13 protein-coding genes are annotated in these 14,410 nt (G+C 39.6%); all 13 read left to right on the top strand.

Annotated features, from left to right (window positions below; all coding sequences use genetic code 11):
- Positions 1–149: 149 nt before the first annotated feature.
- The 13 genes from B3Y13_RS00750 to B3Y13_RS00810 all read left to right on the top strand — a co-directional run bounded on the left by B3Y13_RS00750 (position 150) and on the right by B3Y13_RS00810 (position 14,408).
- Complete coding sequence (locus B3Y13_RS00750) at positions 150–386, top strand: OadG family protein (RefSeq protein ID WP_296667848.1); 237 nt, start codon at positions 150–152, stop codon at positions 384–386.
- A 20-nt stretch (positions 387–406) separates the two neighbouring features.
- A complete protein-coding gene (gene oadA / locus B3Y13_RS00755) occupies positions 407–2,458 on the top strand; it encodes a sodium-extruding oxaloacetate decarboxylase subunit alpha (RefSeq protein WP_296692051.1) in 2,052 nt (683 codons plus the stop codon).
- A 77-nt stretch (positions 2,459–2,535) separates the two neighbouring features.
- Positions 2,536–4,005, top strand: coding sequence for a sodium ion-translocating decarboxylase subunit beta (locus tag B3Y13_RS00760; RefSeq protein WP_296692054.1), 1,470 nt, complete (start codon positions 2,536–2,538; stop codon positions 4,003–4,005).
- 143 nt (positions 4,006–4,148) lie between these two features.
- Complete coding sequence (locus B3Y13_RS00765) at positions 4,149–4,514, top strand: hypothetical protein (protein ID WP_296022685.1); 366 nt, start codon at positions 4,149–4,151, stop codon at positions 4,512–4,514.
- 203 nt (positions 4,515–4,717) lie between these two features.
- The gene (locus tag B3Y13_RS00770) at positions 4,718–4,840 is read left to right on the top strand and encodes a hypothetical protein (protein WP_296667182.1); all 123 of its coding nucleotides are present in this window, start codon (positions 4,718–4,720) and stop codon (positions 4,838–4,840) included.
- Between the two features lie 178 nt (positions 4,841–5,018).
- Positions 5,019–6,191 carry an ABC transporter substrate-binding protein gene (locus B3Y13_RS00775; RefSeq protein WP_296667184.1) on the top strand — a complete coding sequence of 391 codons (1,173 nt, stop codon included), beginning with the start codon at positions 5,019–5,021 and terminating at the stop codon, positions 6,189–6,191.
- A gap of 260 nt (positions 6,192–6,451) precedes the next feature.
- Positions 6,452–7,336, top strand: a complete 885-nt coding sequence (locus B3Y13_RS00780; protein WP_296022688.1) for a branched-chain amino acid ABC transporter permease — start codon at positions 6,452–6,454, stop codon at positions 7,334–7,336.
- Positions 7,337–7,529: 193 nt separating this feature from the next.
- Positions 7,530–8,303, top strand: coding sequence for a branched-chain amino acid ABC transporter permease (locus tag B3Y13_RS00785; RefSeq protein ID WP_422664320.1), 774 nt, complete (start codon positions 7,530–7,532; stop codon positions 8,301–8,303).
- Positions 8,258–8,488, top strand: coding sequence for a hypothetical protein (locus B3Y13_RS00790; RefSeq protein ID WP_296692059.1), 231 nt, complete (start codon positions 8,258–8,260; stop codon positions 8,486–8,488). Before B3Y13_RS00785 ends, B3Y13_RS00790 begins: the two co-directional genes overlap by 46 nt.
- Positions 8,488–9,336, top strand: a complete 849-nt coding sequence (locus tag B3Y13_RS00795; RefSeq protein WP_296667186.1) for an ABC transporter ATP-binding protein — start codon at positions 8,488–8,490, stop codon at positions 9,334–9,336. Before B3Y13_RS00790 ends, B3Y13_RS00795 begins: the two co-directional genes overlap by 1 nt.
- Positions 9,329–10,039 carry an ABC transporter ATP-binding protein gene (locus B3Y13_RS00800; RefSeq protein WP_296692061.1) on the top strand — a complete coding sequence of 237 codons (711 nt, stop codon included), beginning with the start codon at positions 9,329–9,331 and terminating at the stop codon, positions 10,037–10,039. Before B3Y13_RS00795 ends, B3Y13_RS00800 begins: the two co-directional genes overlap by 8 nt.
- Positions 10,040–11,374, top strand: a complete 1,335-nt coding sequence (locus tag B3Y13_RS00805; RefSeq protein ID WP_296692064.1) for a flagellar motor switch protein FliG — start codon at positions 10,040–10,042, stop codon at positions 11,372–11,374.
- On the top strand, positions 11,367–14,408 hold the full coding sequence (locus tag B3Y13_RS00810; protein WP_296692068.1) for an insulinase family protein: 3,042 nt from the start codon (positions 11,367–11,369) through the stop codon (positions 14,406–14,408). The genes B3Y13_RS00805 and B3Y13_RS00810 overlap by 8 nt, the downstream gene beginning before the upstream one ends.
- Positions 14,409–14,410: the final 2 nt, after the last annotated feature.

The following is a 14,410-nucleotide window of genomic DNA, read 5'->3' on the forward strand; positions in this document are numbered from 1 at the left end:
AAGGTGTCTTTTCCTCTTTTTTTATTCATTTTGCAGTGTAAAAAAATCGTTAAACAAGTCTGGAATCATTGAATAAAGATTTTCAATAATTTATACTTTTACTAATATTCAATCATTTTAAATAAAAATATTTCATTTATGGAGGAAATATGACAATCCAAGAAATGCTGGGACAGAGCGCAATTCTTACTGTCCTGGGTATGTGTGTCGTTTTTGCCTTCCTCATCATCTTGATTGGCTTTATGAACTTGCTTAGAGTAGTTATTCATGCGGCCAAACTTGACAAAGAGGCGCCAAAAGCCGAAAGTGCAGCTCCTGCGGCCGCACAGGTTGACCAGAAAGCAGTTGTTGCGGCTATTGCAACAGCACTGCGCAATAAAAACTAATTTTAGAGGTATTTGACAAAATGGCAAAGAAAATTGGAATTTCTGAACTTGTTTTGCGTGATGCTACACAGTCTCTTCACGCGACACGTATGACGACAGCTGATATGCTGCCAATCGCTCCAAAAATCGACAAAATCGGATATTGGGCTGCTGAGGCTTGGGGCGGAGCTACTTACGATTCTTGTATCCGCTTCTTGAATGAAGATCCGTGGGAGCGCCTTAGAAAGCTTCACGCTGCAATGCCGAACACAAAAATCATGATGCTCTTGCGCGGACAGAACCTTCTTGGCTACCGCCACTACGCTGATGATGTTGTTGACAAATTCGTTGAGACAGCAGCAAACAACGGAGTTGATGTTTTCCGTATTTTTGATGCCTGCAACGACCCTCGCAACCTTGAGCGCGCTACAAAAGCCGCAAAAAAGACTGGAAAGCACGTTCAGATGGCGATTTCTTACGCTACAACTCCATATCACACAAAAGAAATCTACGCTGACCTGGCAAAGACATACGCTGACTTCGGCGCGGATTCTATCTGTATCAAAGATATGTCTGGTCTCTTGAAGCCATATGAGGCTTATGACCTTGTAAAAGCAATCAAGTCAAAGGTTGACCTTCCAGTTGAGATTCACTCTCATGCCACAACTGGTCTTTCAGTTGCTACCCTCTTGAAGGCTGCTGAGGCTGGAGCTGACGTTCTTGACACTGCGATTTCTTCAATGGCAATGGGAACTTCTCATTCTCCGACAGAAACTGTTGTTGAAATGCTCAAAGGAACTGAGTACGACACAGGCCTTGATATTTCTGCTTTGCTTGAAATTGCTGCTTACTTCCGCGAAATCCGCAAGCACTATGCTTCTCTTGAGTCAAAATTCTTGGGAGCTGACACTCGCATCCTTAAATCTCAGGTTCCAGGCGGAATGCTTTCTAATCTCGAAAACCAGCTCAAACAGCAGGGCGCATCTGACAAAATCGACGATGTATTGAAAGAAATTCCTCTCGTTCAGAAAGATGTAGGATATGTTCCTCTTGTAACTCCAACTTCTCAGATTGTCGGAACTCAGGCTGTATTCAACGTTCTCTTCGGACGCTACAACAACCTTACTCAGGAATTCAGAGACCTTCTCGTTGGAAAATACGGAAAAGTTCCAGCTGCTCCAAACGCTGACCTCGTTAAGAAAGCTCTTGAGCTTAACAAAATGGACAAAGTTATTGACTGCCGTCCAGCTGACCTCATTGCTCCTGAGTGGGACAAAATGGTTGAAGAAGCGAAGAAAAACGGCGGAAACGGCTCTGTTGAGGATACTCTTACTTACGCTATGTTCCCGAAAGTTGCCGCTAAATTCTTTGAGACTCGCGCAAACGGTCCTGTTGACGCAGAAAAGACATTCGGTCTTAAAGAGACTCCAAAAGCGGAAACTAAGTCTGCAAACGGCTCTTACACTGTAACTGTAAACGGACAGAGCTATCAGGTTACTGCTAACGGCGACAATGTTACTGTTGACGGAACTCCTTACAATGTAACATTCGGAGCTGCAAGCGCGTCTGCTCCAGCTGCTGCCGCAACAACAGTCGGCGGAGAAGATGTAAAAGCTCCAGTTGCTGGAACTTTGCTCAAGCAGTGCTTCTCTAACGGAACAAAAGTTACAAAAGGCCAGACAATCATCATTGTTGAGTCAATGAAGATGGAGCTTGAAGTAAAATCTCCTGCTGACGGCACAATCACATACACAGTTCCAACAGGAACTCAGATTGCAAACGGCCAGGTTATCGCGACAATTGGCGGAGTTGTAAAAGTTGCTCCTGCGCCTGCCGCAAATCCTGCTTCGGCTGCCGCTCCTGCAGCAGCTGCTTCTGCTGGCGGAAAAGCTGTAAAAGCTCCAGTTGCTGGAACTTTGCTCAAATACGCTGTTGCTGAAGGCGCAAGCGTTCAGGCTGATACAACTGTAATCATCATTGAGTCAATGAAAATGGAGCTTGAAATCAAAGCTGGCGCGGCTGGCAAAGTTCACTTCACAGTTCCTGCAGGAACTCAGGTTTCTAACGGACAGACTGTTGCTGAAATTCAGTAAGAATTAATCGTTGTTGCAAGAATTATCTCGTAAGATACATTTCTTGCAATGACGGATTTATTAGGAAATTAAACGAAATGATCGATTTGAACAAAAATTTTAGAAAGCAGGTTCTTGGTGTTACTTGTGCAATCATGGCAGTTGCTTTCGTGTTGAGCACAGGTTCTAAAGTTCTTGCCCAGACAGCAGGCGACGCTGCGGAAGATGCAGCTTCAGCTGTAACTGCTCCGGCAACTCCAGCTCCAGAGGGACACGGTCTTAACCGCGTTATCAAAGGAACTGAGAACTGGGGCGAAGAGCATGAAATAAATGTCGGAAAATTCATCCAGAACATTGGTAAGTCAACTGGAATTTACCAGATGATAAAACAGCAGAGAGTAGATCCTAATCCAACAGGCGTAATGCAGGAAGTAAAAGAAACTCCTCAGACTGACTGGGGAAAAGCTCCTGGCTGGCAGTCGTTGATTATGATTGCGATTGGATTCTTAATCGTTTACCTTGCTGTAGGAAAAGGTTTTGAACCTCTTCTTTTGATTCCGATCGGATTTGGTACAATCTTAGTAAACATTGTTGGAGCTGGAATGGGCGACCTTCCAGACGGAATGTTGGCGATTATTTACAAGGCTGGTGTTGGAAACGAGTTCTTCCCTATGCTGATTTTTATGGGAATCGGCGCGATGACGGACTTCGGACCGCTTATCGCAAATCCTAAGACAGCAATTTTGGGCGGCGCGGCACAGTTTGGTGTATTCTTTACATTGTTCGGCGTTGCAATCATGAATATGTTCGGTTTGAACTACAACATCTTGCAGGCTTGCGCAATCGGAATTATCGGCGGCGCGGACGGTCCTACATCAATTTACGTTTCTGGAAAACTTGCTCCTGAGCTTATGGGCGTAATCGCAGTTGCGGCTTACTCTTACATGGCTTTGGTTCCGATGATTCAGCCTCCGATTATGAAGCTCCTTACAACTAAAAAAGAACGCATGATTCACATGGAAAACCCACGCCAGGTTTCAAAGACAGAAAAAGTTTTGTTCCCATTGATGCTTCTTGTTTTGACAATCCTTTTATTGCCTCCGGCGGCTCCTCTTATCGGTATGCTTGCTTTCGGTAACTTTGTAAAAGAGTCTGGAGCGGCTGCCCGTCTTTCAAAGACAATGGAGAACGAATTGATGAACATTGTCTCAATTCTCCTTTCTTTGGGTGTAGGTTCTCAGATGACACCGGAAAAAATCATCAAGGGAGAATCTCTCGGAATTATTGTTCTTGGTCTTGTAGCTTTCGCAGTTGCAACAGCCGGCGGACTTTTGATGGCAAAATTGATGAACGTTTTCCTTCCAAAAGGAAAGAAAATCAATCCTCTCATCGGTTCGGCAGGTGTTTCTGCTGTTCCAATGGCAGCCCGCGTTGCGCATAAGGTTGCGCAGAGCGAAGACCCTTCAAACTTCATCTTGATGAATGCGATGGGACCGAACGTTGCTGGTGTAATCGGAACTGCAATGGCAGCCGGAGTATTCATCGCTACATACGGCGGACTTCGCTAGTCGCTTCGTTCCGTCGCATGTAGCTTGTGATTTTGCAAAGGCAAAATCAATCGCAACTTATGGCGGATTGCGTTAATTTAACAATTTGATTTGCGGTGATTGAGCTCGTCGAAATCGCCTTAAATTCATAAAAAGTAAAAATTATGAAAAGCCGTTTTCTGTACATTGTATTTTCATTTCTCGCTTTGTTTTCTTCATATGCGGGAATAAGTACACAGAAAGCGGTTTTTTCTTCATCTGACGATGTAAAAATCATCGCTGTTCATTCTCCGTCGCAAGAATTCATTTCCGCGTCTGTAAATGAAGCGAAAATAATCGAGCGTACATTTTCACGCTCGCAAAAGAAAACTGAATCTTTCGGCGGTTTTTCAGGAAATCTTCTTTTTGAAGATTTAGGATTTTCTTCCGCTTTTCTTTCTTCTTCATCGAATATTTCTTTAAGCACTTTTCGGGTGCTTCTTCTTCCAAAATCAATTCAAAACATTATTTTCCTTCAGACTGTCGTCTAAATAAAACGTAAAAATCATAATTTTGACCTTATTTTAAATTTTTCTCAGAGGTTTTATATGATGGGTTTTATTATTGTGCTTGTTATTTTTGCAGTCATGACTGTTGGTTGCATTGTGTTTTTTAAGTAATTTTTTTTAGCCTGCAAAAAATCTTTATTTTGCAGTTTTGAATTTTTTAATTTTTTTTTGATTTGGAGATTATTATGTTATTTGGAATTATATGCGCTGTTTTGATTTTAGTTTCTTCTGTTGTTTTTTCTCTTTTAGCCGTTTTGATTGATAATTTTGGCGACAGATGTATTGAAAAAATTGACGGAAAATTCTAATTCAAACTTGTGGTTTTATTCTTTATTTGATATATTGAATTAAATATCCGGTATTTTAGTTTTTAGACAAAGGGGTCTGTGTTTTATAAAAAAATGCAGGCCTTTTTTGTTTTTAAATTGAATTAGGCGGAAATTGATAGTATAATAGAAAGGTCTTTTTTTTGTGAGAGGTATTAAAATGAAAAAAAGTGTTCTTGTTGCATTAGCCGGCGTTTTGTCGGCTGCTCTTTTGGTTAGCTGTGGAGAAAAAACTCCTACTGTTAAAATTGGTGTTTTTGAACCTGCTTCTGGCGACAATGGTGCCGGTGGTAAACAGGAGACTCTTGGTATTCAGTATGCAAACAGCATTACTCCGACTGTAAATATTGGCGGAACAGAATACAAAGTTCAGCTTGAAATTGTTGATAATGAGTCTTCAAATGATAAGGCTGTTTCTGCCGCTTCAGAACTTATTTCTAAAGGTGTTTCTGTAGTTTTGGGTTCTTATGGTTCCGGAGTATCTATTGCAGCTTCTGATACTTTTGCTTCGGCTGGTGTTCCTGCAATTGGAGTAACTTGTACAAACCCTCAGGTTACTGCTGGAAATGACCATTATTTCCGTATCTGCTTTCTTGATCCGTTCCAGGGCTCAGTTCACGCTTATCTTGCAAAGTCTGTTTTTAATGCTAAAAAAGCCTATGCACTTGCAAAACTTGGCGATGACTATTCTGTAGGATTGTGCAATTACTTTATTGAGGCTGCAAAAAAACTCGGAATTGAAGTTGTTTATGAAACATTCCCTGACGGTACAAGCGACTTTGCGGCCTATGTTGCAAATGCAAAAAACTGCGGCGCAGATGTAATGTTTACTCCAACTTCTATTGAAGCTGCGGCTCTTATTATTGAACAGGCAAATACTCAGGGACTTTCAATTCCACTTCTTGCAAGCGATACCTGGGATTCTAACGTTATTTTGGCTTCTGCAAAAGGAACAAACATCGGTATTTATGTAACGACATTCTTTGTTGAAGGCTCTGATGATCCTCAGGTTGTTGATTTTGTAAACGGATTCCGCAACTACATCAACACAAATGCTACTGCAAAAACAAATAACGGCGGTGATGATGAAATTGCTGCTGTTTCTGCAATGGGATTTGACGCTTATTACACAGCTCTTGAAGCGATTAAGAATGCTGGTTCTATAAAACCTGACGCTGTAAAAGCTGCTTTGCCAAAAACTTCGTACAAGGGAGTTTCTGGAAGCATTGCTTTTGATGCAGCTGGAGACGCAGTACGCGATGTTGCCTATATTAAAAAGGTAAACACAAAGACTGGAAAATGGGATTTTGTTGCTCAGCAGAGCGTAAAATAATTTAATAAAACAAAAAACATCTGCAAGAGTTTGTCATAAACTGATAAAACTGCAGATGTTTTTTTATGATAAAATATTGGTATGGCTGAAAAGTATTTTTTTTGCAAGTTCAGTCTGGCTGAGGGATGGTAAGGGCGCGGAGCGTTCTAAAAAAATCAATTCGCATGCGGATTGACTTTTTTAGAATGAAACCCTGGACAGCCCGTTTTCTGTGCTTGCGCAGAAACAGCCCCAAAAAATTAAAAACAATGGAAGAATAAATGGATTTTTTACAGAGTAATTTGCCGTATCTTCTTGCAGGAGTTTCGACTGGCGGTCAATATGCGCTTATTGCCATTGGTTATACGATGGTTTATGGAATTTTGAGACTGATTAACTTTGCGCACGGAGATGTTTTTATGGCTGCCGGGCTTATAATGGTTTATAGTTATACAATTTTGCCTTTGTGGCTTGCTGTTGTTTTTACTGTCGTGCTTACTGTTTTGCTTGGATTTTCGGTTGAAAGAATTGCATACAAACCTTTGAGAAATGCGCCTCGTATGTCGATTATGATTTCGGCAATCGGAATGTCTTATCTTTTGCAGAATATTGCCCTTTATATTACTGGCGGTCTTTTAAAAAAATATCCTACTATTCCGTGGATTTCTGATTCTATTACAATTGCCGGCGCAATTACAAAGCGCGTTACGGTTATTACTCCATTTTTGACGATTTTTCTTGTTCTTGCCCTTGTACTTTTGATTAAAAAAACAAAAATTGGAATGGCGATGCGTGCTGTTTCGAGAGATTTTGAAACTGCCCAGCTTATGGGAATTAAAATAGATTCTGTCATAAGCACAACTTTTGTTATCGGTTCTTTTTTGGCAGCAGTCGGTTCAATCCTGTTTTTTTCTAATTATCCTGGAGTTACGCCTACTGTTGGCGGAATGCCTGGCTTAAAGGCATTTGTTGCGGCTGTTTTTGGAGGAATTGGTTCTGTTCCTGGAGCTGTAATTGGCGCTTTTATAATTGGTATTTGTGAAAATATTATAAAGGGAATCGGATGGACGACTTTTAGCGATGCTTTTACTTTTGTCCTTTTAATTATTGTTCTTATGTTTATGCCGACCGGTATTTTTGGCGAAAAGAAAACTGATAAAGTTTAGTGCGGGAATGAAAATGCAAAATAAATTGTTAAAATTAAATGATTTAAAAAATAAAAAGGACTTGATTGCCGGTTTTTGTCTGCTTGGCATTCTTTTTGTTGTGCTTGCTGTTCTTGAAGCTGTTTTGCCTCGAACTTCAATTTTATTTACTGTGCTTAAAAAAGGCGCAATTTATTCTCTTGTTGCCGTAAGCATGAATCTTCTTAATGGTTTTACAGGACTTTTTAGTCTTGGCCAGGCCGGATTTATGCTTCTTGGAGCGTATACTTATGGAATTTTTACGATTCCTGTTGCTGCAAGGGCTCAGGTTTATCAGTATTTTGACGGCGGTTTGATTCAGTTTACTTTGCCGGTTTTTGTTGCTTTGATTCTGGCTGGAATTGTTGCCGCTCTTTTCGCTTTTTTAATTGGGCTGCCTGTTCTTCACTTAAAATCCGACTATCTTGCTATTGCAACTCTTGGTTTTGCCGAAATCGTGAGGGCGCTTTTTCAATGGGACAAAATTGGCGCGGTTACGAACGGTTCTAACCTTTTGAGAAAATATCCGGTTTTTCAGAGCTGCATATTTTATTTTTTTGTTTCCGGGATTTGTATTGCGATCATAATGCTTTTAATCAATTCTACTTATGGGCGTGCTTTTAAGGCTGTCCGTGATGATGAAATTGCAGCCGAGGCGATGGGAATAAATCTTGCACAGACCAAACAGTTGAGTTTTGTGGTAAGTTCATTTTTTGCAGGAATTTCAGGCGCGCTATTGGCAATGTTTCAGACAACGATTCAGGCAAGTCAGTTTAAATCTGCTCTGACTTACGAAATTTTGCTGATTGTTGTTATCGGCGGAATGGGATCGATTACAGGAAGCTGTATTTCTTCATTTTTGTTTNNTTGTTTATTGCTTGCTCTGAATGGTGGCTTCGCTTTTTGGACAGAACGGTTACGATTGGTTCATTTACTGTTCCTCTTTTGAGGCCTGGATTTAGAAAAGTAGTATTCTCAATTGCGATTATGGCGATTGTTCTTTTTTATCAAAAAGGAATTATGGGCGAAAATGAATTTAGTATAAGCGGAATTATAAAATTTCTTAAAAATTTAAGATTTAAGCTTTTTAACAAAAAAATTAACAAGCAAAAAGAAACTGCGGAGGCGAAGTAATGGCTCAGAACGTTTTAAAGCTTGAAAACATTACGATGCAGTTTGGCGGTGTTGTTGCCGTAAAATCTCTCAGTCTTGAAGTAAATAAAGGCGAGATTGTCTCTTTGATAGGGCCGAATGGCGCCGGAAAAACAACAGCATTCAATGTTATTACGGGTGTTTATTCTCCTACAAACGGAGCGGTTTATTTTAACGAGAAAAAAATCGTGGAAAATCATCCGCGCGGAAAAATGAAAAAACTTTACGCAGGAAGCGAAAAAGGCCAGTATCTCGGTCATCTTGAACCGACTCCGGACAAAATTACAAAACTCGGAATTGCGCGTACTTTTCAGAACATTCGCCTTTGGAAAAGCCAGAGCGTTTTTAACAATGTCTTGATTGCAATGCATTTGCGCCGTACAAGCAATATTTTTACTGCGACTTTCCGTCTGAATTTAAAAGAAGAAAAAAAACAGAGGGCAGAAGTTGAGCGGCTTTTAAAAATTCTTGGTTTGTACGAAGTAAAAGACGAAATGTGTACATCTCTTCCTTACGGTTTACAGCGCCGTCTTGAAATTGCGCGCGCTCTTGCAACAGAACCTCAGCTGCTTTTGCTTGACGAGCCTGCCGCCGGAATGAATCCTCAGGAAACCGCCGAGCTTACAGAATTTATCCGCAGAATTCGCGATGAATTTAATCTGACTGTTTTTATGATTGAACATCATATGGATCTTGTAATGGATATTTCTGACAGAATCTATGTCTTGAATTTTGGAGCGCTGATTGCGAGCGGCATTCCTGAAGAAATTCAAAATAATACGGAAGTTATTAGCGCATATCTTGGAGAATCGGAGGACTCAAATGCTTAGTATAAAGAATTTACATGTTTCTTACGGCGGAATAAAAGCCCTCCGTGGTGTTGATATTCAGGTTCCTGTCGGAAAAATCGTTACACTGATTGGAGCAAACGGTGCCGGAAAGTCAACTTTATTGCGTACAATCAGCGGACTTGTAAAGGCAGAAAGCGGTTCTATTGAATTTGGCGGAACTGAGCTTGCTGGAATGAAAATCGATAAAATCTGTTCGCAGGGAATTGCCCTTAGTCCAGAAGGAAGACATGTCTTTGCCGATTTGACCGTAAAGGAAAATTTAAGTATAGGTGCTTATTTACGAAAAGATAAAACTGAAATCGAAAAAGACCTGCAATGGGTTTATTCGCTTTTTCCGCGTCTAAAAGAAAGAAACTGGCAGTATGCAGGCACACTTTCTGGCGGAGAGCAGCAGATGCTTGCTGTTGGACGTGCTCTTATGAGCCGGCCTAAACTTTTGATGATGGATGAGCCTTCTTTAGGGCTGGCCCCTCTTATCGTTCAGCAAATTTTTGATATAATAAAAGAAATCAACAAGGCCGGAGTGACGATTCTTCTGATTGAGCAGAACGCGAATATGGCTCTAAAAATTGCAGACAAGGCTTATGTTCTTGAAACTGGTTCGATTGTTTTAGAGGGTAGCGGTGAAGAACTTTTGCAGAATGAATCTGTACGGGAGGCCTATCTCGGAAAAAAGAAATAAATGAAACTTTCAGATTTTGAACTTAATGCTTATTTAAAAAATTCTGCTGGAAATTCCGGCTCTGAAAAGTCTGTTGCGGATATGGTGCTTTCTGACCGCTTAAAAGACGAAAAAAAAATGGTAAAGCCTTTTAATCCAAAACGGATATATTCAAATCCGGTGGTTCAAAAATCTGAAGCCGACAAAGCCGGAAAAACTTTTTCCGGTGAAAATTTTTCAACGACTGGATTTCCAAAAAACTTTAACCCAGTTTCCGAAAAAAAATCATTTTCGGACTTTGCTTCGAAAAATGCTATTAAAAACGGCGGGCTTTTAAAAGTTCCTGTTCAGCAGCCTTCTCCAGACGGAAAAGACAACGTTTACAGGCGTGTTGCAAAGTTTTTAATGCTTATTGGAATTGATGAAGCTGCAAAAATTCTTCCGCACCTTTCGTCAGATCAAGTTGAAAAAATAATTCCTGAACTTGCGACAATTCGTTCAGTCGAAAAAGACGAAGCGGTTTCAATCCTAAAAGAATTTAAATCTTTGACGGAACGCGCCCGCGAAGACGGCGGAGTGAATGTTGCCAGAAATATTCTTGAAAAAGCCTTTGGCGCTAAAAAAGCGGGCGAAGTTTTAGAAAAAGCGGTTCCTTTTAAAAATGGAAAACCGTTCAATTATCTGAGCGAAGCGGACAGCGAAAAAATTTCCGCGCTTTTAAAAGACGAAAGCGCAAATGTTCGCGCTCTTGTCTGTTCTAACCTTCCGCCAAAAAAAGCCGCCCAGTTTATAAATTCGCTTCCCGAAAAAGAAAAAACGGAATTGATTTTACATCTGGCAAAACTCAAGAAAATGAATCCGGATATTGTTGCAAGAATTGACGAAGCAATGCTTAAAAAAATGAATTCGCTTGTAACAGAAAAATCTGATTCAATTGACGGAAAGAACGTGCTTGCCCAGATTTTAAAGCAGATGGACAGTGCAAACGAAGAAAAACTTCTTGATAAAATTTCTTCTTCAGATCCTCTCTTGAGCGAAGAATTGAGGGAAAGGCTTTTTACAATTGATGATATTGTTAATGCTGACGACAAATTTATTCAAAAAAAATTACAGCAGATGCAGGATGAAGAAATTGCATTTGTAATTCACTGCAAAAAAGACGATTTTAGAAATAAAATTTTATTCAACGTGTCAGAAAACCGTCGAAAAATGATTCTTGACGAAGAAGAAAGGCGAAGTCCAATGCGAAAAACCGATGTTGAAAAAGCGACTTCTTTGTTTTTTTCTTATATGAGACGCGCCTGGGAAGAAGGAAAATTGATTATAAAAGGAAGGGATGACGAAATTTATGTCTGATATAAAGATTTTTAAAAAGGGAAGTGAATATAACGGTTTTTGTATTTTAAATGTTTTTGAATTAAAAGACTATCATTCAACGGCAATATATTTGCGGCATAAAAAAACAGGGCTTGAGATTTTGCACCTTGTTAACGATGAAACCGAAAATCTTTTTTCTTTTACCTTTCGAACGCCAAATCCTGAGGGAAACGGCGCTGCCCATATAATGGAACATTCCGTTTTGTGCGGTTCTGAGCGTTATCCTCTAAAAGATCCTTTTACACAGCTTTCAAATCAGAGCGTAAAAACTTATTTGAATGCCGCAACTTATGCAGATAAAACGGTTTATCCTGCGAGTTCGACTGTCGAAGCCGATTATTTTAATTTGATGAGCGTTTATGCCGACGCAGTTTTTTTCCCTAGGCTTTCGCCTGAAATCTTTGCGCAGGAAGCCCATCGCCTGGAAATTGACGGAGATGGAAATCCTTCTATTCAGGGAGTTGTTTACAACGAGATGAAAGGCGTTTATTCGTCTTTTGAATCGGTTGCAATGGACGTTCCTGTAAGAAATTTGTTGAAAAATTCAATTTATGAAGAAGATTCTGGTGGCGATCCTTTAAAAATTCCTTTTTTAACTTACGAAGAATACAAAAATTTTCATAAAAGATGGTATAGGCCAGAAAACTGTTTTGTTTTTTTGTACGGAAATATTCCGACAGAAAAGCAACTGGATTTTTTGCAAAAAAATTTTTTGACAAGGCTTGAAGAAAAAAATCCTGACTATGAATGGACAGATGAAGTAAGAAATTCAATTTTAAAAACGCATATTGAATATGTAACTCCAAAAAAAATTGAAAATGAGCTTTTTGTAAAGACAACCGGACCTTCTGGCGAAGAAAAAGAAAAGAAAAGCACTGTTTACGTTACCTGGGATTTGGGAGAATCAAAAAATGCCGAACAAAATATGGAAAAAATATTTTTGACAGGCGTTCTCTTAAACCATGACGGCTCTCCGCTCCAAAAGGCTCTTGTCGAAAGTGAGCTTGGCGAAGATACTGCTCCTGGAATGGGACTTGACGGACTTTTTCATACTCTTTTTACAGTCGGTTTGCGTGGTGTTAAGAAAAACAGCGCCGAAAAAGTAAAAGAACTCGTTTTTTCAACCTTGAATAAAATCGTAGAAAATGGAATTGATAAAGACGATATTGATTCAACTTTGATGGGACTTGAAATTTCTCACCGGGAAATTGAACGTCAAAACGGACCTTTTGCTAAATCGCTGATGATGGCACCGATAAATGCCTGGCTTTACGGAAATAAAATCGAAGACAGTTTTCGCTTGAGAACTGTTCTTGAAAAAGTAAGGCAGAAAATTCAAAATAAAAAAGGCTATCTTGAAGAGCTGATAAAAAAATTCTTCTTAGAAAACAAAAGTTTTGCTGTTTGCGAAATCGTTCCTTCAAAAAAATATACGACAGAAAGAGCAAAACAGGAAAATGCGCTTGTAAAAGAATTGGTTCAAAAAACTTCTTTGGAAGCCATTAAAAACGAAAATGCTGAACTTCATGCTTTTCAAAGCAAAAAAGACGATACTTCTTGCCTGCCACACCTTCGTCCCAGCGATTTTATTATTGAAGGAAAGAGAATTTCTGACAGTTATTCGCTTAAAATCAAAACTCTCGAAGGAAAAGACGGTTCTTCTGTAGATTATTTTGAAAGCAGAGAAAATACCAACGGCATTACTTATGTCGATATTGGTTTTCCGGCCGATGTTTTAACTTCTGACAAATACAAATATCTTTCTCTTTTTGCAGAAACAGTATGCGACTGTGGCTGGGGAAAACTTGACTGGAGCGAAGCTGCCGCCGAAACAGCCCTTTCTACAGGTGGAATTACCTGTTCTATTTTGACGAGCGAAACTCCGCTTACAAAAAACAATGCCGATTTTAGAAAAAGACACAATTTTACGGCACGCGATTGGGTTGTTTTTAAGCTTAAGGTAATTGATGAAAAATTAAAAGAAGGACTTGGGCTTTTTGCGGACAACATAAACAAAGTTGATTTTAGCGATTATAAACGTTTAAAAGATATTGCGGTTGAAACGAGAAATGATTTTGATTCAAGCGTTGTGCCTGCCGGTCATCAATATGCAATGCTCAGATGTTTGCGAAAAGCTTCTAAGGTTTCTGCGGTTGATGAAATTTTAAACGGTTTAACCCAGATTTTTTGCCTTCATGAATTTGCTGAGGCTGATCCGAAAAAAAATTCTGCCGTCTTTAATGAAATTTTACGGAAAATAAAATCTGGAGGCGGTTTTATTCACGTGACTGCCGAACCTGAGACCATTGAAAAAAATAAGGAACTTATCGCAGCTTTTGTAAAATCAATTGGACTGTGCGCCCTAAAATCTCCAGCAGAAAATAGCCTTGAAGATTTTGTAAAATTAACAGAATTAGACAGCAAAAAAAGTCTAAAAAATTCCAGAGATGAAGAAATTGTGATTCCAAGCCTTGTTGGTTTTGCAGGAGAGGCGTTCAAAACGATTGCTTACGGTCAAAAAGGAAATGCAATTCTTGAAATCTGCTGTCATTGGCTTTCTAATATTCTTCTTTGGGAAAAAGTCAGGACAATCGGCGGCGCATACGGCGCTTTTTGTGACATTGATTCAATTACTGGAAATCTTTTGTTTGCTTCTTATCGGGATCCGGCACCTCAAAAAACAGCTGATGTTTTTGAAAACTGTCTAAAAGAGGCGGCGCTTATTGATTTTAATCAGGACGAAACAGAAAAAGCCGTAATGGGAACTTATTCGCATTTTGTTGTACCAAAAACACCTCGTGCACGCGGAAGCATTGAGCTTTTGCGGACTTTGTATGCAATTGACGATGTTGACCGGGAAAATAAAATTCTTGAACTTTTGCACTGCACTCCAGCAGAATTAAAAAAAGGTTTTAATGAACTTTTAGAGTTTTCAAAAAAAATAAAATATCGTGTTATAATCGGACCTGATAATGATGATTTAGGTGGCGAAAAGATATTTTTACCATTATAATA

The sequence above is a fragment of the Treponema sp. UBA7567 genome (assembly GCF_002476655.1).
Lineage (GTDB): Bacteria > Spirochaetota > Spirochaetia > Treponematales > Treponemataceae > Treponema_D.

What these genes read in the sequence shown, in the direction of transcription:
- B3Y13_RS00760 (WP_296692054.1), top strand. Translation starts at nt 2,536, where the DNA reads ATGATCGATTTGAACAAAAATTTTAGAAAGCAGGTTCTTGGTGTTACT.
- B3Y13_RS00770 (WP_296667182.1), top strand. Translation starts at nt 4,718, where the DNA reads ATGTTATTTGGAATTATATGCGCTGTTTTGATTTTAGTTTCTTCTGTT.
- B3Y13_RS00765 (WP_296022685.1), top strand. Translation starts at nt 4,149, where the DNA reads ATGAAAAGCCGTTTTCTGTACATTGTATTTTCATTTCTCGCTTTGTTT.
- B3Y13_RS00780 (WP_296022688.1), top strand. Translation starts at nt 6,452, where the DNA reads ATGGATTTTTTACAGAGTAATTTGCCGTATCTTCTTGCAGGAGTTTCG.
- B3Y13_RS00750 (WP_296667848.1), top strand. Translation starts at nt 150, where the DNA reads ATGACAATCCAAGAAATGCTGGGACAGAGCGCAATTCTTACTGTCCTG.
- B3Y13_RS00800 (WP_296692061.1), top strand. Translation starts at nt 9,329, where the DNA reads ATGCTTAGTATAAAGAATTTACATGTTTCTTACGGCGGAATAAAAGCC.
- B3Y13_RS00805 (WP_296692064.1), top strand. Translation starts at nt 10,040, where the DNA reads ATGAAACTTTCAGATTTTGAACTTAATGCTTATTTAAAAAATTCTGCT.
- B3Y13_RS00775 (WP_296667184.1), top strand. Translation starts at nt 5,019, where the DNA reads ATGAAAAAAAGTGTTCTTGTTGCATTAGCCGGCGTTTTGTCGGCTGCT.
- oadA (WP_296692051.1), top strand. Translation starts at nt 407, where the DNA reads ATGGCAAAGAAAATTGGAATTTCTGAACTTGTTTTGCGTGATGCTACA.
- B3Y13_RS00810 (WP_296692068.1), top strand. Translation starts at nt 11,367, where the DNA reads ATGTCTGATATAAAGATTTTTAAAAAGGGAAGTGAATATAACGGTTTT.
- B3Y13_RS00795 (WP_296667186.1), top strand. Translation starts at nt 8,488, where the DNA reads ATGGCTCAGAACGTTTTAAAGCTTGAAAACATTACGATGCAGTTTGGC.